We start from the raw sequence: 26,083 nt of genomic DNA on the forward strand, positions 1-26,083 counted from the left end.
TTTTACGATATGAAATCTGTCCAATAATTCTATTCAATACTTATAAAATTCAATGGAGACTAAAGAAATAAAAAAACGCATTGCCATTTTGGGCGGAGGTCCCAGCGGCCTTTTTGTCTACAAAAGACTTATAGAATCTGGAAAAAATAATTTTGAAATTGATATTTTTGAGAGAAAAGCAGAACTTGGATCAGGAATGCCGTATAGCATTGAAGGTGCCAGCGATGAGCATGTGACCAATGTATCGGATAATGAAATCCCTACCATCGTAAACCATATGTCTGAATGGATCAAAACTGCTCCTGCCGCTCTATTGGAAAGGTTTAAAATTGATCCTGACAGGTTTAATGAATATAAAGTCGTACCTCGCCTTCTTTTTGGGCACTATCTTTCAGGTCAGTTTGAACTGCTTCAAAAAGCAGCTTCTGAAGCTGGAATTACCACAAGAATACATTTTAAAAGTACAGTTACAGATATAAGCTATAATACTGTAAATGAAACTGTAACCATCGAAACAGTACAGCAGGAAAATAAAGAATTTGATTTTGCAGTGATTTGTACGGGGCATAACTGGCCTATACGTTATGAGGGCACTATACCAGGGTATTATGATGCGCCTTATCCTCCTCAAAAACTGGCGCTGCGTCTCAATCATCCCATCGCAGTAAAAGGGTCTTCTCTTACGGCAATTGATGCCATAAGAACGCTTGCACGACATAATGGAGCATTTGAAGAATCTGCTGACGGCACTCTTTGTTTTGAACCTTTACCCAATAATGAAGCATTTAAAATCATGATGCATTCTCGAAGCGGTATGCTTCCTGCGGTGCGTTTTCACTTAGAAGACTCTCATCTTTCTAATGACTCCCTCCTAACAGCGGATGAAATTGATGCACACAGAAAAGAAAACGATGGATTTTTATCATTAGATTTTCTTTTTGAGCGTGATTTTAAAGAAATTTTCCGTGAGAAAGATCCTGAATTTTACCAACGAATCAAAGGTCTTTCGATCGAAGGTTTTGTAGATGAAATGATGGAACTTCGCGAACGTCTTGAACCGTTTCAGCTTTTGAGAGCAGAATATACGCAGGCAGAGAAATCTATAAAAAGACAGGAGTCGGTTTATTGGAAAGAAATGCTTGCCGTACTTAGTTTTGCAGTGAATCATCCTGCTAAATATTTATCTGCCGAAGATATGCAGCGCCTTCAGAAAGTACTCATGCCGCTTATTTCAATTATAATTGCATTTGTTCCGCAGAAATCGTGCTCCGAACTTTTGGCACTTCATCAGGCTGGCGTATTAGATCTTGTTCCTGTAGGTTCTGAAAGTATCGTTGAACCACAGAGTGGCGGCGGAATTCTTTACAACTTTACAGATGACAATGATACGCCACAGTCTATTTATTATAAAACATTTATCGATTGTGTTGGACAACCGCATTTGTCCTACAGCGATTTTCCTTTTAAAAGTCTGCTTTCCCAAAATGCAGTTAGTCCCGCCCGCTTGAAATTTAAATCGGCAGAAGAAGGACAAAATGCTTTCAGTAAAGGAGTTCTGCCTGTTGATAAAGATGCTCAAGGAGATTATTTTATGCAGGTTTCGGGAATAGCAATTAATGATAATTTTCAGATCATTGACCAGTATGGAGCTTACAATAAAAACATCTATTTGATGGCAGTGCCTTATATGGGAGGCCTTAACCCTGATTATTCAGGTCTGGACTTTTGCGAAGCCGCATCGATGCGCATTGTAGAGGATATTTTGCAGCAACAGGAAATCTGAAAAATCAATTTATAAAAATCAACTTGGCTAAAAAAAAGACATCTGCATAAAATACAGATGTCTTTTTTTAGCCGGAAATTAGATTTTATTATTTCCACGGATCAAGGACTACTTTTACACAGCCGTCTTCTTTTTTATTAAAGATATTATATGCATGTGAAATCTCAGATAAAGGAAGCCTGTGCGTAATAATGTCATCAAGCTGTACTTTGCCTTGTACCACATATTCCAAAAGTTTGTCGATATGTTTGTGTGCCGGAGCCTGTCCGCCTTTTAGGATTATTCCCTTATCAAAAAATTGTCCGAGCGGAAAATTATCATAGTTAACAGGATAAACACCAAGAACAGAAACAATACCGCTTCTTCTAACAGCGCTCATACACGCTTCCAGCACTTTTATCGAACCTTTTTCAAAATTAATAGTTGCTTTAATTTTATCTGTTAGGCTTCTTTCGGGTTCAAATCCGACAGCATCGATACACACATCCGCACCGCGTCCATTGGTAAGTGATCTGATATGCTCCACTACATCTTTTGGATCTTCCCATAAAATAGTGGTCGCTCCGGTAGAAACTCTGGCTTTATCCAAACGGTATTGCAGCGTATCCACAATAATCACTTGTCTTGCTCCTCTTAGCCAGGCACTTTTGGCTGCCATAATTCCCACTGGCCCAGAACCAAAAATAGCAACAGTCTCCCCTCCTTTAACTTCTCCCCAGTCCACACCTGTGTATCCTGTGGGAAAAATATCTGTCAAGAAAAGTACCTGCTCGTCGGTAAGATTGTCTGGAACTACGCGTGGTCCGTAATTGGCATACGGTACTCGAACATATTGTGCCTGACCTCCGTCATAACCGCCATAAAGATCGGTGTATCCAAAAAGAGCTCCTCCTTTTTCTGTCAGGATTCCTCCCTCAGGTCCGTAATTTTCTGGATTACTGTGTTCGCAATTTCCCGGCACATCGTGATCGCAGAAAAAACAATTCCCGCAGGCCACTGGAAAAGGAACTACTACACGGTCTCCTCTTTTTAGATGAGTAACCGCCGATCCCGTCTCCTCTACTATTCCCATAAATTCGTGTCCAAGCACCATGGGAGAAGTCGGCATAGCTCCTGAATAAATATGCAGATCTGATCCGCATATTGCCGTCGAAGTAACTTTTAAAATAATATCATCCTGTGCACTGATTTTTGGATCCTCTACTGTATCGTATTTAACGGAACCTGGTCCGTGAATAACTGCTGCTTTCATAATACTCTTTTTAGAATTAATAGATCGCTAAGTAACTATTAATTAAAGAGTTAATTTTACAGAATAATTTAAAATACTTACAATTAAAACACACTATATCAAATCTGTTCTACATTTATCTTTTATATTTTGAATTATGTTAAAGACTCAAAAAAATATTATAAAAAAAATCATAAAATTATATAAAACAGACACATACTTTTTTTCCGAAATTTGCTTGTAAATCAATTAGATATGAATACTTTTCTACGCATATACGGCTTATTTATTTATTTTTTACTCCTTTCATTTGGAGCAGTTGCGACTGGGCTTTTAGTTTTTTAACAACATAGCTTCGTCAGTCTCGTAATTTTTTCCGCCTGAATTACTAAATCAAAAGATATGTCCGTTATAACGGATTCCTTTCTAGTTTTCCATTTTAAAAAGTAATGTATTAACCTTCTATAATTACTTTTCGGTGTTTTAATCCCCATTCGGCAAGATCATTTATGATCGTTTTTAATGTTAACCCATACTCCGTCAGCTGATAATGAATTGTAACGGGCTGCGTGTCCAGAACCGTGCGTTTAATCAGTTTATTGATCTCTAAGTCTTTTAATTCTTTGCTTAACATTTTATTCGAAATTCCATTTACATCATTTAATATATCTGTAAACCTTCTTTTATTGTGATAACAGATCGATGAAATTATAGAAATTTTCCATTTTCCATTCAATATATCCATTGTATCATGGACTGCCATTATCTCTTTTTTGTGTTCAATCTGACATTCGTTACTCATACGTTACCTTGTTACTCAAACGTTACTGTTACTTTTGGTTACAAAGTAACAATAATAAACTTGTCTGAACTAACTTTGCCAGTATAATTTTAAAATACAGTAAAATGAATTTCACAAACAAAAATGTTCTCATTACAGGAGGAACTACAGGAATTGGATTAGCAACAGCAAAAGAATTTATAAAATCAGGCGCAAACGTTTGGATCACAGGAAGAAATAGTGAAAACCTTACTAACGCGGCCACAGAAATTAACAGTCCAAACTTAAAAACGATAGTTTGTGATACCGCAAACTTAGCTGATCTTTCCCTATTGGAAAAGACTTTTGCAGAAAGCGGAAATAAATTGGACACGCTTTTTCTAAATGCAGGAATAGCAAAATTTACCTCAATCGAAGAAGTGACTGAAGCCGATTTTGATGCCCAGTTTAATACGAATGTTAAAGGTCATTTCTTTACACTTCAAAAACTACTTCCTCATTTAGGAGAAGGTTCATCAGTAATATTTACATCATCAACAGTTGCAACGGCAGCAAATTTAGGAAGTAGTATCTATTCTGCTACTAAAGGAGCCTTGAATAAAATCGCGCAAATCGCTGCCAATGAATTAGCAGGAAGAAAAATTCGTGTCAACATCGTGAGTCCTGGCCCAGTTTCTACACCGGGACTTCATAAAGTTGTGCCCGAAGATGCTAAAGAATTCCTAGCAGGTGCTACTGCAATGCAGCGATTAGGCGACCCCGCAGAAATCGCGAAAACAGTTTTGTTTCTCGCTTCAGACGATGCAAGTTTTATCACTGGAACAGAGCTGTTGGCAGATGGAGGGTACATAAATTACGCTCTAAAATAAATTGATTGCTATCTAATATCAAAGTTGATCTTATTCAAAGTAAAATGCTAAATCAAATGATTTAGCATTTTTTTTCATCCGCCTTATAAAACAAACATCTATAAGAATTTTATACGGTTTCATATTCTTAAAGTTTAAAATTTAATTATCCCTTTGAAGCTATGATTTGGTAGTTTCCACTTAAATGCATCAAACTGAAGAGATACATTAATCCGTCATAATAAGGATCAAAGTAACCGTCGTCATAAGGCTCAAGTCTGGCGTTCCAAACAGCGTGAACAAAATCTATACTTGCTTTATCTTTGTTTACCAATGATGCTGTAGCTGCTGTTCCTACTAACCCAATGGAATGTCTTAGTTTTTTAACAGGACCAGCCTGGAGAATAAAATCAGGAGCAGAACCATCCAGATTAAATTGATCTTCATAAGTATCTAACCCTTTTGATCGCAGGAAATTTTGAAATTTCGCCGCATACTCTTCCTGCCATTTTTTATCTTTTCCATACCAAGTATAATCCATCGCAACATTCATAGGAACGCGCCAGGAATCGTATCGAAATGCTGGCGGCATCCAAGGAGTTGGATGCGGTTCGCCGCTAAACTCGGTGTAATCTGAATTTAAACCTGTTACAGGGTGACAGGCTTTATGTAAAAAATTACGAGAAACATCGGCGCATTCTTTATAAAACTGTTCGTGTCCGTCTTTGGCATATAATGCCCATATTTCGTAAAATGCAGGAACATGATAAGAAGGATCTGTCCAATTGTAACCACCACCTTCAGGAACAAAAGAAATCTGCTTATGTTCGGTATTAATAATATTATGAACATTACCTGTACCATCTTTTTTCCACATCGCATCTAAGATCTTTCTAGCTTCTTTGTAATAATCAATTCCTGTATTATTTCCCCATTTATTGGAAGCAAAAAGCAGGCTGGTTATATAATACAATTCTCCATCTGAAGCAGAACCAGGAGAATTCTGTTTTTTGGTCAGCGGATTTACACTCCAGGCAAAATAACCTTCTCTTGGACCATCCTGATGCTGCATATATTTAACAGACCATCTCCAGAGACGATCAAAAACATCTTTTTTATTGAGTTGAACGGCGATCATCATTCCGTATGACATTCCTTCGGTACGGGCATCTTTATTTTTAACATCGGAGACATATCCTAACGAATCTCCTTCTTTAAAATAAACTTTATCTGGACCTTCAAAAATATCATAATAAGCTTTAGCCAATTTCTTGTCGATATCAATTTGACTGTAACCTGCTTCTTTAAAAAGATTACGGTATTCAGGTCTTTTAAATTCTGATTTTTCTGCTTTCTTTTTATTTTGACTAATGACCAAAAGCGGAATAATCAATACAAAAATCAATAGCAGAAGTCGAGTTCTAATCAGGTATTTATTTGTAAAATCTTTAGCTATAACCATGTTTATTATTTTACTAGTTAATTTAAAAAAATGTGCACTTTGGTATCTTTCGTTTAATTAGAAAAATTAAATCTGCTTTTTTACTTTATCTTACTTACACCTTCGGTAGTCTGTACTATTTTTTGAATAGTACCGTCTTTATTATAATGCATATCGTCTACACAAATTGATCGCCTGTAACTGCCTCCAGTTGGCAAACTCCCGTTGTGGTAAAAAAAGTATGATTTTCCTTTATAGTCAATAATGCCGGGATGTGTGGTAAAACTATTCTCTACATTTTCCTGAATAATTCCTTGATAGCTCCAAGGCCCCGTTATATTCTTTGCAGTGCTGTATTCTATCATTTCTGGCTTTGTCCCTTCGCTCGCATATACTAAGTAGTAAAGTCCTTTTCTTTTATACACCCAAGGTCCTTCAATATAATTTTTAGGTTTAAAAATGGTAATCGCCCCATCTACCTCTATCATGTTCTTTTTAAGCTTTACCCATTTACAGCTTCCGTTACCCCAAAACATATAAGCTTGTCCATCATCATCAACAAAAACAGTTGGATCTATATCGTCCCAAGCGTATTTCATATCTGTTGTCATTTCATTTATTATAAGCGCTTTTCCAATTGCATCTTTAAAAGGACCTGTAGGGCGGTCTGAAACTGCTACGCCTATTGCTGCTCCGCCTTGGCTTACTTCGTCTTTTTTATGAAATGTAGAAACAAACCAATAAAACTTTCCATCTCTCTCAATACACTGAGCCGCATAAGCATCTCCTGTTGCCCAAGAAAATGTGCCGGGTGACAGCAGCGCACCGTGGTCTTTCCAGTCTTTCATATTTGTTGTAGAAAAAACATGCCAGTCGGCCATTTTATAATTGGTATCTTCCTGCGTTGCTACATCATGCCCTGTATATAAATACAAGATTCCTTTATAAACTAGAGGAGCAGGATCTGCAGTAAAGATGTCTTTGATAATAGGATTTTGCGCTTCTGTATTTAGCGTAAATAAATAACAAAAGAACACAAACAAAATTTTACTTGAATTTTTCATTTTTTGATTTAATTAAAATAATTCGAAAATGTAACTTGATTTTCAACCGTCTTGGTGTAAACAATAAACAGCGCAGTTAAATGCGCTGTTTATCAAAAAAACTAACTTAACTTAAACTAACCAAAATTTAAATTATCTTAATAACCAGGATTGTTATCACTTGGTTTTATTTTAGGATTAGAAGATGTCTCCCTGTTTGGTATTGGCCATAATTCGCTTTTCCCCGCAGTAAAACCTGTTCCCTGCAAAACAGTACTTGCTATACCCCATCTTATAATATCATCAAAACGAGATTGTTCTCCTGCAAATTCTACTTGACGTTCGTGAACAATAGCGGCAAAAACAGCTTCTTTTGCCGGTGCAATAGTAGTTGTCAAGTTTGCTCTGTCACGAACTTCTTTGATATATGCTATCGCTGCTGTCTGGGAACCTCCGTCTCTTTGGTTTTCACATTCTGCTTTCATAAGCAATACATCTGCATAACGCATTACTTTAAAATTAATGCTTGATCGTGTTGCTTCATCTTCTCTTGTGTAATAGTTTTGATATTTTTTCCAGCCCGCTCTTCTAATACCTGCAGAGGTAGTAAAATTACTTGCTACCATTACCTTCGTTCCTTTTAAATAAGATGATCCTGGCACATAAAAAGTATCTCCAAAACGGTTATCACCTGCTTCATATGAATCTAAAAGATCATCTGATGGATAGACATTGTACCAGCTGAGATTTCCATATTCCTGCCCTCTAAGCGTAGACTCCTCAAAGCCGGTTCCACCGCTGTCGCCAACAGCTCCCCATTGATCTCCAGTTCCATTTTTTTCGTCAAATTCTATCTCAAAAATTGATTCTTTACCATGTTCTGTTTCTTCCATAAAGTTGTTGTAGAAATTACCTTTGTCTTCTAGGCTGTAACTTGTCACATTATTAAGCGCAGCTAAAGCTTCATTATATTTCTTTTGATATAACAATACCTTACCCAAATGTGCATAAGCCGCTTCTTTATTTGCTCTTCCTGATACTTCTGATGCTTTTGGCAGCAGATTTTGTGATGCAAATACAAGATCTTCTTCAATCAAAGCATATACCTCTGCCTTAGGGCTTCTTGCGTTTCCGATGATAGTACCTGATTTATAAATTGGTAAATCACCAAAACGTCTTACTAATAGAAAATAATAGTATGCTCTTAAAAAATGAGCTTCTCCTAAATATTTGTTCTTTTTTTCCTGAGATAAAACAGAAATTGGAAGAGCATTGATTTTCTGCTCATTATCGAGTACAAAATTAGCTCTCGATATTCCTATATAACAAGCTTCCCAATAATATTGAATAATATCATTTCCTCCGTTAAAAGAAAAATCTTGGAAAGGTTTCTTGTTTCCTTCTAATTGCGGGTTTCCTAGAGCATCATGTCCCATAAGATCCATGGCGAAGAAAAGATTTCTGCCATAAAGTCCTCTTGTCTGAAGATTTGCATATGAAGCATTTACGGCAGACTGCACCTGTGCTTCGGTCTTAAAGAAAGTATCAGGCGATAAAGTATTGGGATTAGTTAATTCTAATTCGCTGGTGTCACATGAAGTTATGGTTAAAACTCCAGACAGTACTATAAGTATATATTTAATTTTTTTCATCATCTTTTTTAAATATTAAAATGTAACATCAATTCCAAAAATTACCGATTTTGGCTGTGGATATCTTCCTAAATCAATACCTGCAGAATTTGCATTTGCGTCGGCACGTGCTATTTCAGGATCTAAACCTGAGTAATTTGTAATGGTAATAAGGTTCTGCCCGCTTACATAGAATCTTGCTTTTGAAAAATAACTTTTAAATGAGTCTCCTGATAATGTATATCCTAAGGCAATATTTTTTAATCTTGTATAAGAACCATCTTCAATGTAACGCTGATTTGCCGAAGACCAGTTGATATCTGCTCCCTGGGCTCTTGGCAATGTTGCTGAAGGATTTGTAACAACACCATCTACAACAATTGCTCTGTCTAAAACATCGGTGCCGGCATTAAATAAGCGGTTCATTCCTTTTAGATCAAAAGTATTCGCATTATAAATATCGTTTCCGTGAACTCCTGATATGAAACAATTGAAATCAAAATTTTTATATGAGGCATTAAGGTTTAAACCGTAAGTAAAATCAGGATATGGATTTCCGATGTTTGTTTTATCATCTGAATTGATTACTCTATTACCATCACGATCCACAATTTTAATATCACCAGGTTTTATAGTAGTTTGACCTGGTCCAAAAACAGCGTCTACTTCTGCTTGATTTTGATAAATTCCATTAGTTTGGTATCCGTAAAAGTAAAATAATGGCTGACCTACTTCTAATCTGGAAAAATTCTCTAAACCTGCTCTGGCAGAAGGCCCTCCTAATACACTTGTTACTCCCGGCGCTAAACTCACCACTTCATTTTTACTTGTTCCCAAATTGGCTACAGCCGACCACGTAAAGTCTCCTTTTCTGTCGTTGAAACCAAGCGAGATTTCATAACCGCTTACTTTTACATCTGCAATATTTTGAATTTGAGTTCCCCCGCCAGCAGACCCAACAGAAGCCGCTAGTGGAACTGCAAAAAGAATGTCACTGCTTTTATTGTTGAAATATTCAAATGAACCCGTTAGTTTTTCATCAAAAAAACCAAAATCTACACCTATATTTCTGTCTAGTTTTGACTCCCATTTTAAGTTTGGATTAGCCGCAACTCCCAAAGAAACCCCTGGTGCATTTTGTCCTCCAATTGGATAATTATAATTTGCCAGTAAAGTAGCGCTGTATTGGTAATTGTCAATTCTATCGTTTCCTGTTGTTCCAGTACTAGCTCTCAGTTTTAATGTGCTGAAAATAGAATTTTGCATAAAACTTTCTTTAGCTATATTCCAGCCCGCGGCAACAGAATAAAAATTCCCCCAGCGATTATTAGCCCCAAAACGAGAAGAAGCATCTCTTCGTCCTGATACAGCTAGAATATATTTATCTTCATAATCGTAGTTAATACGGGCAATATATCCGATGTTTTTTTCTTCAAAATTGGCAGATCCTAGACTTCCTTCGTTATAACGCAGCTGATCAATTTCGTCTGAAATATAATAACGGCTTCCGGCTGCGAGATTTTGTGATTTTCCATCAATTTTAGTAATAACTCCTAAAACTTCCAGATTGTGTTTGTTTGCGATAGTAGTTTTATAAGTTAAACTATTATCAAAAACGATAGTCTGTCCTTGAGAATTTGTTTCGTTTGTTGCAGAAAATGCCTGCTTGTGATAAGAACCGTCCTGAAAACTCGGAACAAAAGTATGATCTTTGCTTGTGTAGTAATCTAAAGAAACTTGTGATCTGAATTTCAATCCCTTATAAATTTCTAATTCGGCGAAGATATTTCCAATTACAGATAAGTTATTAATTTTCTGATATCCTAAATTAGCAACACGAACAGGATTTTCTGCATCATTTCCATCAATAGCGCTAGGGCCTTGATAACCGCCTAAATTATTTTCATTATAAATTGGGAAATAGGGCGCCATTTTAATAGCGTGCTCTAATAATGTTCTTCCTCCAGAAGTACGTTCTGGATTAATAGTGCTGAATGACACTCCAATGTTGCTTCCTACTTTTAATTTACCAATGTCCTGTGTATTATTTGCTCTAAAAGAATAACGCTCAAAACCTGTATTAACAATAGCTCCTTCTTGTTTTAAATATTCTGCAGAGTAACGGCTTGTCGAATTCTCTGTACCATTTGAAAAACTCAAATTGTAATCCTGCATAATTCCGGTTTGAAAAATCTGATCCTGCCAATTGGTGTTTATGTTCCCAAATTCAGCTGCTCTTGCCGTTAAATCACTTCCCAAATCTTTAGCATATTGAAGATATTGCTGGGTATTTAAAACATTAAATCTTTTTGTTACTTCTTGTCCCCCAACGTAAGTACTAAAAGTAAGTTGTCCCGGACCTTTTTTTCCTTTTTTAGTGGTAACAACAATAACACCGTTAAAGGCTTTAGAACCGTATAAGGCTGTAGTAGAGGCATCTTTCAAAACAGATATACTCTCGATATCATTGGGGCTCAGCCCAGAAAGGTTGCCAGTTAAAACCCCGTCAATTACATACAAGGGAGCACTGTTTCCCATAGTTGCCAGACCACGAATATTAACCGTAGGATTGGAACCCGGCGCACCATTTACAACGGTTACCCCTGCGGCGCGTCCTTGTAAAGCTGATTCAGCATTAGTAAGCGGTACGGCAGCAATATCTTTAGAACTCACAGTTGACACTGCTCCTGTAATTTTTGTTCTTTTTTGAGTACCATAAGCAACTACAACTTCATTTAAATTTTGTGTGGATTGAATTAGAGTAACATTAATTGAATTTCTTTCGCCTACTGTAATAGTTTGTGAAATTAATCCAACAAAGGAATACGTTATTTTATCGGTAGGACTAACTCCACTTAAGGAGTACTTACCGTCAAAATCTGTTGATGCGCTATTCTGCGTACCTTCTACATTAATACTGGCACCCGGCAATGGAAATCCTGAAGGATCGGTAATCACGCCATGAATGGTCTTTGATTGTGCCAATATGCTTTGACTGCCTGCTATAAGCAGCCCAATTAGTGCAATTTTAAGTTTTAACTTCATTTTAGTTTGTTTTAGTTTGGTTTAAATAGTTAATGGTTTAATTCTTCTAATTCTACTAAGGGTTTATAGTTTTTTATTCAATCATAAATTGAAAAATATGGAAGTGATATCGCTAACAAATATAAAAAAACAATAATAAAAACAATCGGTTGCATTATATTATTTTTAAATTATAAATAAAAAAATAAGCATATAAAAACATTTAAAATATTTTTATAAGCAAAAAAATAAGAATAATTTATTTTAAAAATTAATTTAAAATGAAAAATAATAATTCAGTAGTCAATTGATAGATTTTATAAAAAAAATACAATAATAAAAAATCATCTTAAACAGATGGAATTAATATACAAATGATGTAAAAACTTGTTAAAAAAAGTTAAATCACTGTTTTATTGTAATTTATATCACGTCTTTCTAGATTATAAAATAAAAAACAACAATCGGTTGCTAAAAATATAAAAAAATGAAGATCAAATATTTAAAAAATTTAAAAGAAAGGATATTACTATTCAATTTTATAGAAAGCACTAGAATTTAAATGTTTCCTGCATTTATACAAAAAAGCCAGCTTTAAAATTTAAAGCTGGCTTTTTTATCTAAATGAAATACTTCAATACTCTTTTGATACGCTATAAAAAATCAATTTAATTCGTTAGTAACATCCCTCCATTATGAGGTATTTTTATTTCAATTTCTTTGTTTTTATTTATTTTCAAAGCACTTACTTTACCGTTTAACTGTTCATCATCGGTATAATAGTTGACTGTCGTCCCAGAAGTAAACATTTCTAATTTTAATTTTGTCTTCAATATTTTATTCTCAGCATTTATTCCAGCTATATACCACTTTGTTCCTTTTCTTCGAGCTAGTATTGCATACCTGCCTGGATATCCGTCTAAAAAGCGAACCTCATCCCAAACTACTGGTACTTCTTTCATGAATTTTACAGCCCAGTCTGGGGCATCGTAAAGATTATTTGGTGCTAAGGCAAAATGCTGTACACCGCTTTGAAAAAGAACCGAAGCTGCTAAAGCAAATACATCAGAGGTCATTCTTTTGGAACCTTTGTTTGCAATGTTATCACTATTATAGAATTTATTTAAAGCGCTTCCTCCAAAATCCATACTTCCTACTGTATTTCTAATAAAAGTATGTGTTGCTGCACTTACCGCTTCGTTATCACAGCTTTGCTGTCCAAAATGTAAATTTTCGCTGGCCAAAACAGCTTCACTAGAAGCAAAATTTGAATACATACGTTCCCATCCGCGTGGTAAAGTACAACCATGAAAAATAACCAGTATTCCAAAATCATTGGCGTCTGTTAAGATATCTTCGTATAATTTCATGGTTATCTGTTTATCACCGCCAAAAAAATCAACCTTAATTCCTTTTATTCCAATGCTTTTCATCCATGCCATTTCTCTGCGTCGGACTGCTGTATTATCCATTAATCCTTTTGGTCCCTGTGGAGCATCATTCCAATATCCATTAGAGTTGTACCACAAATAGAGCCCTACCCCTTTTTTTTCACCATAAACTGCTAATTCATTTATCTTTTCACGGCCAATCTGTGTGTCCCAAAGTGCATCAATCAAAATGGTTTTATATCCCATCGAAGCACTAAAATCAATATATTCCTTTTGTACTGAAAAAATGGTGTTGTTATCCATTTTCATAATCCAGCTCCAAGTGCCTTTTGTATATTGATATTCTTTTGAGGCTTCATATTTAGGTTTAACTAAATCGAATGGAATGGTAGTCTCCACAATTGGCGCAAGTGTTTCTCCAATTGTAATAGTACGCCATGGCGTTTCTCCCGTAAGCGACATCCCTGGTTCACTTGTCTCATTTCCGTTATTTTCTCCCTTCATCGGAAATCCAATGGTATATAAGCCTTTCTCATGCCCTATTAACCTGCTGGCACAATAACCGCTGTCAACACCGGTTTCTGAAATTAAAACCCATCCATTATTGTTTACTTTAAACAGACACGGAAATGTATAACCATTTCCCAAGCCATTTTTTCCAAGAACATCATCCAGCGTGTATGAGGTTTCATAACTGGGAGCTGTTCTGGCAAATCCGGTCATTGGATTACTTTGCGGACAAAGAAATGAAGTGGTTCCTTTTGGCAGTAAAAAACCTGAAACCTCTTCTTGGACAACGCAGGAAAGTGTTTCTTTTTGTGGATATAATTTATATTTAAATGCTGCATTATTATTACTCACTCTAAAAATCACATCAATAGCGGATTTTCCTTCTTTTATGAATGAAAAAACAGCTTCATTAGCCTTATAATGGACACTGCTTTGTTTTATGTTTTGCAGCTGATAAACATCGTCAATTTTATTCTGAGTAACATTTGTTTCTAAAGTTAATCCAGAACTAAAATCACCAGCATTGGTTTTTAAACCAAGAGGAGATTTCTCGATAAACGTTTTTTCATTATATGTAACACTGTACAGCGGTATTCCATTATTTACAGAGACTGATACTGTAAGTTTTCCATCTGGACTTTTCACTGTTGACTGGGCGTTTAGTTTAAAAAAACTTACTAAACATAAGAATATAAAAATTTTAAGATTCATGATTTTTTGTGGATTTATCTTTTTTACTAAGGATTTAAAATGCTTAAAGCTCTTTATTTGAAAAACGTTAAATTCAAATTTCTTATATTTTTAAATTGTACTCGAAACCTTTAGATGGAATTAATTCGTTTCTGAAATTTTATCATCAATACGGAAATAATCAAAATCAACATAACCGCCTGTTGCTTTCGCAGCATAATTAAACAACCCAAATCGATAGCCCATAAAATGAGGAAGTGTATACGGTAACTTTATAGGTTTTCCTATACTTGTCCATTTTTTTCCGTCTAAACTGTAATAAAATCTTCCTTGGTCTGCTTGGCTTTTAAAATTACATTCGGCTTTAAAATAGATTTTATCCTGAATTAATAGAACACTTTCTATCTCTTTTGGATTACCATTCTCTGTATTTACCATGATAATTCTTTTACTGCCATTATCAACTTTTACTCCGACAAGACCAAAATCTTTTTGCAGCAGCGAAAGTCCTGCAAAATCTCCTTCTTTCATATTTGAAAGCTCCAGCATAGCAGATCCTGAACATACAGGACCAAAAGTTCTCTGCGTTAAAATGTTTTTTACCTGCGTAAAAATGGTGTCTATTTTGGATGTTTTTAATCTTAAATAACCTTTTCGCTTTTTGACAGACCAATGCGAATTATCAGGATTATGATTCCACTGCCAGACCAGCGGCAGATCACTTTCTCCATTTTTTCGCGTAAATTCATCTGAATTGACAATTCCGGGAATAAGACTTTTATTAGCTGGAAGGTTTAAATTTTCTGGCACTTTACCATTATCGCCCAATATTGGCCAGTCATTTTCCCATTTTACAGGAACCACATAAGGAATACGACCTACACCTCCCGCATCTCTAAATAAATACGAAAACCACCTGCCGTCTGGAGTATCAATCAGTCCGCCCTGTGCAACGCCTAAATCCTGAAGTCCAATTTTCCCTTCCCAAGGACCTGTGATCGAATCAGCTCTATGTATAATTACGGTCCGCATGCCGTTTTTTGGCCAGCAAATATTAAACAAATAATATTTCCCTTTTATTTTAAAAAGCTGTGATCCTTCTGCTGGCAGCATTATATCGCTTTTCGCAGGTGCATTGGCATTTTCAATTAAAACTCTTTTGGTTTCTTCTTTAACTTCTGATAAATCCTCTTTTAACTCTATAATTTGAAGTTTGCCACCGCCCCAGATAAGGTAAACTTTTCCATTATCATCAAAGAAAAGGGAATGATCGTGATAGGAATTGCTTAAAACAATTCTTTTCCAAGGCCCTTTTTCAATATCTTTTGTAGAAAAAATATAGGTTTTACCAGTAGTTCCAGAAAAAGTGCTTACATAATATACACCATTATGAAAACGCAGACTACTCGCCCATGAACCTCTGCCGTAGTCATTTTTACCGTGATCTAAATTTAGGCGGTCATCATTATCTTCTAAAGTTTGGTACGCATAATTTACCAGATGCCAATTCACTAAATCTTTAGATTTCATAATAGGCACGCCAGGATTCATGTGCATTGTTGTGCTGCTCATATAATAGACATCCTTAACCCTAATTATAGATAAATCAGGAACATCTGCAAAAATTATAGGGTTCTGAGCTTTGCCTTTTTGAGCCCGAATTGTCAAAATAGTTAATGTAATTGCCAGAACAGCATAAATAAAATTTCTACTCGCTTTCATCCCGTTTTTATTTTTGGTTTTTCTTAAAATATGAAGCTGAAATGTTATCTATCACTAATTCGCTGTAATTCTAAGCTGATCGAATTTTGGACTTATCTTTCCGTCTTTTGCTAAAATTTTAATGTTCAGTACTTCCTTGCCGTCTATTTTTATTTTGATATTTTTTTTATCTCGAGAAGCTAATACAGCTGGTTTTTTATTAATCAAAATAGTTATGTTATCGTTTTTGAATTCATCCAAAACGCTGATATGTAAAAATCGCCCAAGACTATTTTTGTTCAGCATTTGATAAGAAATATAGGAGTTGGTATTCCTCCAGAACTTTCCGTCTTCATAACCTGAATTACTTTTTTCACCTTTATACAAATGATCTACTTCTGGCTGCTGCTCTCCACAATTTATTTTATCTATTGTATTGGCTTCTAATGCCAGAGCTTCGGCCTCCTGTTTTTGTTGTAATTCCTGCTTTTCCTTATAATTTTCTTTCGAGTAAGTTTGAAAATACATTTGATAACGGGCATCGTGTATTTCAAAAAAAGGTTCTAATTCTAAAGAATCTAATCGGAATCTTAAGTTTCCTAAATCTTCAAGTTTTGAAGTATAATCTGCTTTTTCTCCAACCAGTGCATAAGCTTTATCAAGCGGCATATATTTTCCTTTTGCAGCGTGACCCATGCGGCTGTCATCTGCAAATAGACCATCTAATCCTTCTGTTGAAGTTTTGGCAGCCAATACAATTGGTCCGTTTACAAAAGCACTCCAATTTGAGCCATCCGGCAGATTTTCTAAGTGTGTGGTTGTTTTAAATCTGATTGTTACCTTATCTCCCGATTTCCACTTTCTTGAAATCGCAGCGTATTGTGATGGTTTAGCGACTATCAGCTGCTTTTTTCCATTAATTAATATTTCAAAATTTTCTGCCCATTTTGGACAACGGATATTCAATGCAAAGGTTTTTGTTTTTTTTAGTTTTAGGACTAATTCTGTATGATTCTCATATGGAAATTTTGTGGTTTGTCCCAGCTCTATTCCTTTTTCTTCCCATTTCAAAACCGAAGGAATAAAGAGATTCACAAAAAGATCATTTTGAGAATGACTGTAAATTAATTCTCCATACTTGGTATGATTTTCAAGTCCGGTTCCTACACAACACCACATGCTTGTTTGGGGCTGAGAGTAAACACGGTAATGATTTGGGCGGATAGGCGTGAAATAAACAAACCCTCCTTTTTCTGGATGCTGGCTGGAAAGAATATGATTGTAAAGTGTCCGTTCGTAAAAATCGAGATAATGCACATCATTTTTATCTAGAAACAAAGCTTTTGCAAGACGCTCCATATTATACGAATTACAGGTTTCAGGTCCCTCATTTGACTTTACCATTCCGCTGAAATCGTCTACGGGATTAAAATGTTCTGCAACGCTGTTTCCTCCAAATGCAACAGTACGCTTTTGAGTTACATTCTGCCAAAAATACTGTACGGCATCTGACCATTCTTTATTATCAGTAAGAACAGCAATTTTCTCGAAACCAACGACTTTAGGTATTTGTGTATTGGCATGTAAACCTGTTAGTTTATCTTCTTTATTTAATAGCGGATTTAGGAAAGCCTGATGTGATAACTTTTCAGCAGTTTGAAGGTATTTTTTATTTTTAGTAATACGATACAAATCGGCAAAAGATTCATTTATACCTCCATGCTCTGTTGCCAAAACTTTCTGAATCTGCTCATCTGAAAGCGGACGAATCAATTCTATAAACCAATCTCCTAGATTTATTAAAATCTCTTTTGCTTTTTTACTGCCAGTATATTGATAAGCATCGATTAGACCTGCAAAAAGTTTATGTATGTTGTAGATAGGCACCCAAGTATTGTTTAATCCGAAACTGCTTCCGTCAATATCTCCTTTATGAATTCGATCCCAGAAAACTTTACCTTGTGGAATCCCTCCTACATAGCCATTACCATTTTTATCCTGACAGCGCGCCAATTCTAACAGCATATAATCTAATCTGTCTTTAAGCTCTTTATTTCCTGTAGATTCATACATCATAGATAATGCTGAAAGATAATGTCCGCCAATATGACCGTCAAGCCCTATACTTTCCCAATTACCATAACGGTCAGATTTTGTTGGAAGACCAGATTCCAATAAATAGGGCGCTAAAAGTCTATCTGGATCTAAATCCAAAATATACTTAAGATCTACATCTTGAGCATTTTTGAATGGGCTGTCTTTTAATCTTACTTCGTTTAAACTGAACAACTGCATTTGAGCCGACACTTCGACCCACATCAATAAGGCGAATAGATAAAACAAAATTTTAGTTTTCATTGTAAGATTTTAGTTTTGAAATTATTTAATATAAAAAATATATGTCCCATTTTCTATTGATGATGCGTTTTCCCAAAGCTTTAAATCCAATTTCTTTTGAGTGAATATTAAAAGCTCAAAGAAAAGCAGCAGATTTAATACCTGTTTTTTCGTTTTTTTATTCATTTTCAATATTCTTTCTTCTAGAAAAAAGTAACACCTAAAGTATGATTCTGCAGATTTATTGGGTAATTCTTTCACTTTCTGGAGCTCCTAAATAAGAAGGTTTTAACCCGCCTGTATCGATCAATATCTTTTGAAGTACGATTCCAGGATCTAAAACTCTGAATCGAAGTGTATGTTTTCCTGATTTCAGAATCTTATGTTTTGTTGCCGAATGAATTATATGTTCGGCCTGCCACTTTCCTAATTCTCCCTTATAATGTCCATTAAAATTTACAAGCTGCGGTTTTTCTCCGTCAAAAGATATTTCATATCGAAGTCCTTTATTACTGTTAAAATTAAGTGTTGGAGCCAGCAAAAGTTCTACAGTAAATTCTCCCGTAGAAGCAAAATTAATTTCATATTCTACAAAGGCATTATCTTCTGTACCAAGATAACTATTTTGTGGAAATGTGGTAATACCGCTTAATGTTTTTCCAAAATTTGGAATTATTTCCCAATGTGTATTTTTTGAATTATTCATTTTCGAAAAATGCTCTGCGTCAATAGCTACATAACCATCTTTTTCCTTAAATACTTTTGACACGATGATTTCGCTATCTGATAAATACTTTACATCTGGAAGGATATTTTTTGGAGTATCGTGCCAAGCTTTATACCCTATTCGCATCTGATCCATCATATGAGTCCATTTGCCTGCTGCAATTTCATTATTGTATTTATTTTGAAGAATAGAATCTCTTTCAAATTTAGCTTTGACCTGATCTGCATAATAATTGGCAAGACTATTTTTTTCTTCCGCCAGTTTACTATTTTTTGCTTGTGCAAAATACATTTCATAAAGGTTACAGCAGGCATCAATTGGATATAAAACCAACTGAAAATAAGCATCTTTATATTCATTAGGAAGTTCGTTATAAATTCTGTATGCGCCTAGTGCTAAATTTTTATAGTCATTAACAACGCTTTCAAATTCATTATAATTTTCTAAAGAATATGTTTTGCTGTCCAACATCTCTGGTGTGACACGACGATTAAATTTTGGATATGTATTTAATAATCTGGCAATTTCTTTAGAAAATTTGTTCCCAAACTGTTCCGATGCCCAGCTTTCTGTATATTGGAAAAGATTCTGTGAGTTAAATTTTTCAGGGTTCCAAGCCATGTCTAAGAAGAAACTGATTGGAAATTCCATTGGTTTTAAGTCACCTACATTTACAATCCATACTTTATCAACCCCGTTTTCGTAACTGAGATTCATCTGTTCCCAAACTCTTTGAATTGGACTTATGTTAATCCATTTTGAATTTCTTGGCCCGCCGACATAATCAAAATGATAATACATTCCGTATCCGCCTTTATGCAAGGGTTTGGAAAGATCTGGAAGTTTACGGACATTCCCCCAATTATCATCGCAAAACAAAAGAATTACATCATCAGGAACACGCATTCCCTGATCATAATAATCCTGAACCTCTTTATATAAAGCCCATAACTGAGGTGTTTTGTCTGCACTTTTACCGGTTTCATTCTCTATAATTCTGCGTTGCTGTTTTACTATATTTTCCAGCAGGCTTATGTTTGTATCTTCGCTCATTGCTTCATCTCCATCGCCTCGCATTCCGATAGTTACCAGTTTTTCCCAATTTCTACTTCTCTGGATTCCGCTTTTCCAGAACTCGTCTAAAACCGTCTTATTTTTGGAGTAATCCCAAATATTGGGCAGATTATTTTTTTTAATGTAGCGGCGCCAGTCTGTTTGTGCCAAAGCCATCGGCTCATGATGAGAAGTTCCTATAACTATTCCCATTTCATTTGCCAGAGGCCCGCTGGCTGTATCATCGTCATAAAATGCATTTCCCCACATTGCCGGCCAGATGTAATTGGCTTTAAGTCTAAGTATTAATTCAAAAACTTTCTCATAAAAACGACTGTTAAAACCACCAAACGAAGCCTTTGCCCATCCGCTTAAAGCGGGTGCTTCATCATTAAGAAAAATTCCTCTGTACTTTACAGCTGGTTCTCCTTCTGTATAAACTCCCTTAATGAAGTAAATATTATCTTTATGCTTTACGGGTACATCTGCCCAGTAATACCAAGGCGAAACACCAATCTGTCTGGATAATTCATAAATTCCATAAATAGTTCCTCGTTTATCGCTTCCTGCTATTACAAGCGCTTCTTGTACACCTTGAAACGGATTTTTAACATGTTGTATAATAAATTTTTCATTTTTACCCTTGAGTTCTTTTCCTTCTATTTTTTTCTGTTTTACTAAATCGTCGATAACGGAATTAGATCCTATCATTCCAATTATAATGAGCGGTGATGAATTATTTGGATTTTGATTTAAAACGACAGGACGCTGACCCGTAACTTTTTCGAAATCAGATTGAAGATTATTCACGGCACGTAAAATTCCTGAATCCAAACCTGAGTTTACAAAAAAAGAAAGTGACACTGCCTTTTCATTCAGCACCATAACGCTGTTGCTTCTGTCTTCTGTTATAAATGGCTGGGAAGCCTTTGAGATAGTACTCAGTAAAATAATAATTATGGTAATTATAAATTTAGAATAATTTTTCATTTGGCAGCTATTATTTAAGGCTATTTGGTATTATGTATGTTCGATTAATCTGTAGTTCCTAAAATGGTATATTTTGCGAAACTTGATTCGTCAACAGGTTTAAAAAGTAACTGCGAAAACATATATAAACTATTTTTCCATACTTTGAAATCATGAACTCCAGGTTCGATATAATAAATATGAGGCACATTATTTTTAAATAAATAATCGTGGGTGCGTTTGCTATTTTCAATCAGCCAGTCATTATCACCGCAGGAAATCCAAAGAAGTTTAAGTTTCTTTTTTGTTTCTTGTGGATTAGGAACCAGCTCTTCTGTTTTCTTCGTATTTGGAGCCGATGAAAACCCTCCTATCCAGGCAAATTTATCTAAGTTACCTAAACCGAAATTAAGCGATTGTCCTCCGCCCATAGATAATCCGGCAATAGCACGATGTTCCCTGTCTTTAAAAACATTGTATTTTTTTTCAATAAAAGGAATTAAATCCTTCAATAAATCTTTTTCAAAATCTGTGAATGCCTGTACTTTATCAGGCGCCATAATATTTCCCGAAGCACTGTCATCTTTCATTGCTCTGCCGTTTGGCATTACAACAATCATCGGCTGTAATTTTCCTGCTGCATAAAGGTTGTCCAATATAATCTGCGGACTTCCTCCGTTCAACCATTCTTTTTCATCTCCTCCAATTCCATGCAAAAGGTATAAAACAGGGTAATTTGTATTTTTATTAAATCCCGGCGGTGTATAAACAGTTGCTTTTCTAACTGTTCCAACTGTTTTTGAATCATAACTTACCGTTTCTATTTTTCCAGCTGGAACTGCTGTGTCTAACTGATCAAAACCAACTGGTGCCTGAACTATAAAAGGTTCATTTGGATTGTCAGATTTATAACCTAATAATGAAATCATTTTTTCTGCGTAGCGCTTTCCTAATTCTCTATATCCAGCTGCAGTAAAATGCAGTAAGTCTGAAGCAGCAATACAGCCTTTTGATGAAATTACATAAGACGTTGGAATTGTCTGAGGCAATGTTGCAATGATTTTATTCATACTTGCACATTTACCGTTTTGGTCTTCATTAACCGTTTCTCCAGAAAGTAAAGGCACTTTTTTAGGATCTAAGTTCAGATCTTTCATCAAATTTTCATACACTATTTTGACCTTTTTGGGCCATAGTGTATCGCCCGTGTTAGATTCTCCCTGATGCAGTAAAATTCCTTTTATAACTCCTTTCTTTTGCGCAATTTTTGCCATTTCTACAAGTCTTGCATACGGACTTCCATTGTATTCTTTGATCATTCCCAGCATCCAATCTGGTGCTGTTTTCATGTAATTTTCAAAATTATCTTTATCAAAAAGTTCTATTTTACATCCTCCCACCGCAACATTTATAACTCCTATTTTTATGTTTTTAGGAAGATTGGCAGTCATTGTCCTTCCAAAATAATCGGTCAGTGTCAGTCCAGTTTTACATCGGCACAATGGTGGTATAGCTGTGTACCATTTGCCCATCTCACGTTCTGAATCGGGACAACTGACTGCTTGCAAAACCTGAAAACGAGGATCTACATTTATCTTGTCCTCAGCTTCTATGGGGGCTGCACCTTCCATATTAGACTGGCCAAAACTTAAGTAGACATGAAAATTTGGATCCTGAGAATGTCCTTTCTGCGCTATAAAAAAAAGAATTGTAACTACGAAAAATCTAATTATTGATTTCATAATATCTTATTAAATTTATTTTTACTTCCAAAAAAGCTGGCTCCTATATCTTTTAAATGAATGGAATTGAAATCTGTTTACTTAAATAAATTTAGATCTACCACTTCACCCATTCTTTTGTATCCCAACTCATTAGGATGCAAAAAATCGCCATCATGCATATTAGACAAAATGGTTTTAGGATCTGCTTCAGAAGCCATTTCTTTGTCAAAATCTATTACTGCGTCAAAGTTGTTTCGAATCCATGCATTTACTATATCTCTTGCATCCTGCTTAAAAGGTGCGTCGTAAAATGATTTTTGAAAAGGGAGAATAGTACAGCCGTAAACTTTTATGTCTCTGGCGTGTGCTTTTTCTATCATAACTTTATAGGCGTCTATAATTTCCTGTGCTTTTACAGGAGCATCTTCTGCCCGTTTAATTCCTCCTATATCATTTATTCCTTCTAAAATCACGAGCCATTTTGTACCTGCCTGCGACAGTACATCACGGTCAAAACGGTCTAATGCGGTAGGGCCAAGTCCGCCTTTTACAACACAATTCCCTCCTATTCCTAAATTCAAGACTCCAATATGCTTGGTTGTATTGTCTGCTGACAGTCGAGCCGCTAAAATATCTGTCCAGCGATTTTGTTTGTTTGTTCCAGAGCCGCGTCCATCTGTAATTGAGTTTCCTAAACAAACAATATTAGATGTTTCTTTTGATGCCATTACATCCAGTCCCATAATTGAATACCAATGGTCTGTTTTCACAGCATCTGAAAAATCTGCATTATTGACATTGTCACCAGTTAAAATATAAGATGTTGTTCTAGATCCGGGATGTCCTGATGTTTTTTGTGATGCTGCGCCATAATAAATGGTTATTGCAAGCAGCTGACCTGGTTTTAATTGAAAATTCACTACATCTGAAAATACGTCCTGCCCTGGATTTAAAGTTATCTCTTGATTTCCATTAAAACTGAGAATTTGTTGCGTGTTTTTATCAATTGCCGGAGCATTAATTACATTGGCAATGCTGATCTTTTTTAATACTGTAGGCTGATCACTAAATAAATTTGAAAAACGCAGTCGGATATTATCTCCCCCTATCGAAACTTTTATAATTTGACGAAGGGTGTTTTCGGCCAAGCCAGGATCGGGGGGCATATTATTTGTTTCTACTAGCATTTGTGCGCAGGCCCATGATCCAACCCAGTTTACATCAGCTGCTTTTTTAGAAGATTTTACCAATGTCTGATTGGTTTTGCATCCCATTACTAAAACGAAAAACTGTACAAACAATATATATTTTAAATATCTTATGATCATATTTATATTTTAAAATTTAAAACATTATATTTTTTTCAAAAACCAAAAAAGCTTCTGCGAATTAATGCTTAAAAAAAAGCCCGTTCTCCTAAATTATGCTTCAAACCAAAATATTGAGCATTTGCTGTTTTTTATTTTCTATTTAGGCTGTGCATCATTGGATGCAGTCGCATACAAACCTACCAAAGCTCCTGTAAATCCTCCTGCGGCATTTGTTGAAAGAATATCACCTGAGACAGCGTTTCCTAAATTTTGAAAATCAACTCCATTTAATGCATAAGTAAACTGATATTTGTCTCCCGAAGCTTTAACTTCTAGGCGTACTGTGTCCTTAATGTCTATTTTTGCACTTGCTATAATTTGTGAATTTCCATTTTCTGTTCTTTCCAACAATATATAAGTATCTTTTCCTTTTTTAGTTATTCCAAAAACATAATTAAAGCGTTCATTCTGCAGACATACAATCCCTGCCAGATCTTTTTCCGATTCTGGTTTATACCTTAATATGGTGGAGAAAGAAAAAGTATTGTGCTGTTGTCTGTAAAATAATGTAGAAGTTGGTTTTAATTCTTTGATATTTACTGGAAATGGATTAATCTGTAAACCATTTTTAACAATAGAAATAAAATGCTCTCTCGGGCCTCTTAATCCTATCCATCTGTAATCTAATTTTTCTGAAGTAAAATTCTCTTTAAATGTAAAATTGCCGTTAGGGAAAAAACCATCTCTGCCAGTTTTGTTTACTACACCAGCTGGCATTTTTAATTTTGGTTCCATTGGTACTAAGCCATTTTCGAAAACAGGAAAAGTACCTGACCAGTCTACCGGCAGTATAAATGTTTCTCGTCCTGCATTTACCCTGTCTTTTTCGTTTGGACGAATTCCTAAAAATACGCCATAATATTTATTATCTGGGCCAAGAAACAAATCCGCGTGTCCTGTCCAATCTACTTTGTTGGCTCTGTTTTGAGGAAAATATCTTTGAGTAAGAATCGGATTATTTGATGACGGTTTAAAAGGTCCTTTTGGACTATTACTACTAAAAACAACCTCACTATGATTTCCTCCTGTACCTCCTTCGGCACACATTAAGTAATAAAGATTGTCTTTTTTATACAAATGCGGAGCTTCTATCCATATTGGTTTTTTAGAAAGGTCAATACCGCCGTCTACTATAATTTTATCTGTCCCCGGAATCACTTGATCTTTTTCTAAATCGTAGTCCCAAACTTTAATCACACGATGTCCGTTGTATAATTCTTTTCCTTTATCAGGAGCATCATTGTGTACCACATAACCTTTTCCATTATCATCAAAGAAAATAGAAGGATCTATTCCGTTAAAAGCTAGTTTAATTGGGCTTCCCCATCCTTTTTTAGGATCTTTTGTTTTTACAATGATGTTTCCCATATTACCAGTAAATGCTGTTACGATCATATAAAAAGTACCATTGTGAGGATTGTAGGTAATTCCTGGTGCGTACACGCCTGCGCTGATACCAGTGTCATGCGGATTAAATTCTGAAACATTATTTAAAACTCCTCCTAAATCAGTCCAATTTACTAAATCTTTGGACTGAAAAATTGGTACTCCCGGAAACATGGCAAACGAAGAGCAAACCATGTAATAATCGTCGCCTTTTCTTGTAATAGCTGGATCTGGATAACATCCCTGAAGAATTGGAGAATAAAATTCATCAGCATTTAACGGATTCTTTTTGTAAATCTCATCATCTCCCTGATATACGACATTGGAAAATACAGGAAATTGTCTGTGTGCTTTTTTCTTTGAATTTTTCTGCTGCGCTGTTAAAGAGAAAAAACATAAAAATCCTATTGTGAACAAAAAAAGTATTTTTCTTGTAATCATTG

At 35.3% G+C, this 26,083-nt stretch carries 15 protein-coding genes; 2 read left to right on the forward strand and 13 right to left on the reverse strand.

Going from position 1 to position 26,083, the window contains the following annotated elements; genetic code table 11:
• Nucleotides 1–52 precede the first annotated feature (52 nt).
• Entirely contained in the window at nt 53–1,783 is a 1,731-nt protein-coding gene (locus BSF42_RS01635; protein ID WP_095951376.1) for an FAD/NAD(P)-binding protein, read from the forward strand.
• A gap of 88 nt (nt 1,784–1,871) precedes the next feature.
• Here BSF42_RS01635 and BSF42_RS01640 read toward each other — a convergent pair whose 3' ends face one another.
• Nucleotides 1,872–3,035 (reverse strand): zinc-dependent alcohol dehydrogenase, encoded by a 1,164-nt coding sequence (locus tag BSF42_RS01640; RefSeq protein WP_095951377.1) that lies wholly within the window; start codon nt 3,033–3,035, stop codon nt 1,872–1,874.
• Between the two features lie 433 nt (nt 3,036–3,468).
• Nucleotides 3,469–3,816: a helix-turn-helix domain-containing protein gene (locus tag BSF42_RS01645; RefSeq protein ID WP_095951378.1), complete on the reverse strand. Its 348-nt coding sequence runs from the start codon at nt 3,814–3,816 to the stop codon at nt 3,469–3,471.
• A 104-nt stretch (nt 3,817–3,920) separates the two neighbouring features.
• Here BSF42_RS01645 and BSF42_RS01650 point away from each other — a divergent pair, with 104 nt between their 5' ends.
• Complete coding sequence (locus BSF42_RS01650; protein WP_095951379.1) at nt 3,921–4,664, forward strand: SDR family oxidoreductase; 744 nt, start codon at nt 3,921–3,923, stop codon at nt 4,662–4,664.
• A 145-nt stretch (nt 4,665–4,809) separates the two neighbouring features.
• On the opposite strand, the gene BSF42_RS01655 is transcribed toward BSF42_RS01650, so the two are convergent.
• From BSF42_RS01655 to BSF42_RS01705, 11 genes are all read right to left on the reverse strand, one after another.
• Complete coding sequence (locus tag BSF42_RS01655; protein ID WP_095951380.1) at nt 4,810–6,105, reverse strand: glycosyl hydrolase family 8; 1,296 nt, start codon at nt 6,103–6,105, stop codon at nt 4,810–4,812.
• 80 nt (nt 6,106–6,185) lie between these two features.
• Entirely contained in the window at nt 6,186–7,148 is a 963-nt protein-coding gene (locus tag BSF42_RS01660; RefSeq protein WP_095951381.1) for a glycoside hydrolase family 43 protein, read from the reverse strand.
• 137 nt (nt 7,149–7,285) lie between these two features.
• A complete protein-coding gene (locus BSF42_RS01665) occupies nt 7,286–8,782 on the reverse strand; it encodes a RagB/SusD family nutrient uptake outer membrane protein (protein ID WP_253250955.1) in 1,497 nt (498 codons plus the stop codon).
• A gap of 12 nt (nt 8,783–8,794) precedes the next feature.
• Complete coding sequence (locus BSF42_RS01670) at nt 8,795–11,803, reverse strand: TonB-dependent receptor (protein ID WP_095951383.1); 3,009 nt, start codon at nt 11,801–11,803, stop codon at nt 8,795–8,797.
• Between the two features lie 647 nt (nt 11,804–12,450).
• Nucleotides 12,451–14,394: a glycoside hydrolase family 97 protein gene (locus tag BSF42_RS01675; RefSeq protein ID WP_095951384.1), complete on the reverse strand. Its 1,944-nt coding sequence runs from the start codon at nt 14,392–14,394 to the stop codon at nt 12,451–12,453.
• A gap of 120 nt (nt 14,395–14,514) precedes the next feature.
• The gene (locus tag BSF42_RS01680) at nt 14,515–16,095 is read right to left on the reverse strand and encodes a glycoside hydrolase 43 family protein (RefSeq protein WP_095951385.1); all 1,581 of its coding nucleotides are present in this window, start codon (nt 16,093–16,095) and stop codon (nt 14,515–14,517) included.
• Nucleotides 16,096–16,149: 54 nt separating this feature from the next.
• On the reverse strand, nt 16,150–18,432 hold the full coding sequence (locus BSF42_RS01685; protein ID WP_095951386.1) for a glycoside hydrolase family 127 protein: 2,283 nt from the start codon (nt 18,430–18,432) through the stop codon (nt 16,150–16,152).
• Nucleotides 18,433–18,652: 220 nt separating this feature from the next.
• A complete protein-coding gene (locus BSF42_RS01690) occupies nt 18,653–21,181 on the reverse strand; it encodes a glycosyl hydrolase 115 family protein (protein ID WP_095951387.1) in 2,529 nt (842 codons plus the stop codon).
• A 44-nt stretch (nt 21,182–21,225) separates the two neighbouring features.
• The gene (locus BSF42_RS01695) at nt 21,226–22,902 is read right to left on the reverse strand and encodes a sialate O-acetylesterase (RefSeq protein ID WP_216360270.1); all 1,677 of its coding nucleotides are present in this window, start codon (nt 22,900–22,902) and stop codon (nt 21,226–21,228) included.
• A 77-nt stretch (nt 22,903–22,979) separates the two neighbouring features.
• Complete coding sequence (locus BSF42_RS01700; RefSeq protein WP_095951388.1) at nt 22,980–24,212, reverse strand: SGNH/GDSL hydrolase family protein; 1,233 nt, start codon at nt 24,210–24,212, stop codon at nt 22,980–22,982.
• Between the two features lie 138 nt (nt 24,213–24,350).
• Entirely contained in the window at nt 24,351–26,081 is a 1,731-nt protein-coding gene (locus tag BSF42_RS01705) for a glycoside hydrolase family 43 protein (protein ID WP_095951389.1), read from the reverse strand.
• Nucleotides 26,082–26,083 lie beyond the last annotated feature (2 nt).

Source organism: Flavobacterium sp. ACN6 (genome assembly GCF_002304005.1).
In the GTDB taxonomy this organism is placed as follows: domain Bacteria; phylum Bacteroidota; class Bacteroidia; order Flavobacteriales; family Flavobacteriaceae; genus Flavobacterium.

Bases quoted from the DNA above. Each gene is read 5' to 3' on its own strand.
- BSF42_RS01635 (WP_095951376.1), top strand. From the start codon at position 53: ATGGAGACTAAAGAAATAAAAAAACGCATTGCCATTTTGGGCGGAGGT.
- BSF42_RS01640 (WP_095951377.1), bottom strand. From the start codon at position 3,035: ATGAAAGCAGCAGTTATTCACGGACCAGGTTCCGTTAAATACGATACA.
- BSF42_RS01645 (WP_095951378.1), bottom strand. From the start codon at position 3,816: ATGAGTAACGAATGTCAGATTGAACACAAAAAAGAGATAATGGCAGTC.
- BSF42_RS01650 (WP_095951379.1), top strand. From the start codon at position 3,921: ATGAATTTCACAAACAAAAATGTTCTCATTACAGGAGGAACTACAGGA.
- BSF42_RS01655 (WP_095951380.1), bottom strand. From the start codon at position 6,105: ATGGTTATAGCTAAAGATTTTACAAATAAATACCTGATTAGAACTCGA.
- BSF42_RS01660 (WP_095951381.1), bottom strand. From the start codon at position 7,148: ATGAAAAATTCAAGTAAAATTTTGTTTGTGTTCTTTTGTTATTTATTT.
- BSF42_RS01665 (WP_253250955.1), bottom strand. From the start codon at position 8,782: ATGATGAAAAAAATTAAATATATACTTATAGTACTGTCTGGAGTTTTA.
- BSF42_RS01670 (WP_095951383.1), bottom strand. From the start codon at position 11,803: ATGAAGTTAAAACTTAAAATTGCACTAATTGGGCTGCTTATAGCAGGC.
- BSF42_RS01675 (WP_095951384.1), bottom strand. From the start codon at position 14,394: ATGAATCTTAAAATTTTTATATTCTTATGTTTAGTAAGTTTTTTTAAA.
- BSF42_RS01680 (WP_095951385.1), bottom strand. From the start codon at position 16,095: ATGAAAGCGAGTAGAAATTTTATTTATGCTGTTCTGGCAATTACATTA.
- BSF42_RS01685 (WP_095951386.1), bottom strand. From the start codon at position 18,432: ATGAAAACTAAAATTTTGTTTTATCTATTCGCCTTATTGATGTGGGTC.
- BSF42_RS01690 (WP_095951387.1), bottom strand. From the start codon at position 21,181: ATGAAAAATTATTCTAAATTTATAATTACCATAATTATTATTTTACTG.
- BSF42_RS01695 (WP_216360270.1), bottom strand. From the start codon at position 22,902: ATGAAATCAATAATTAGATTTTTCGTAGTTACAATTCTTTTTTTTATA.
- BSF42_RS01700 (WP_095951388.1), bottom strand. From the start codon at position 24,212: ATGATCATAAGATATTTAAAATATATATTGTTTGTACAGTTTTTCGTT.
- BSF42_RS01705 (WP_095951389.1), bottom strand. From the start codon at position 26,081: ATGATTACAAGAAAAATACTTTTTTTGTTCACAATAGGATTTTTATGT.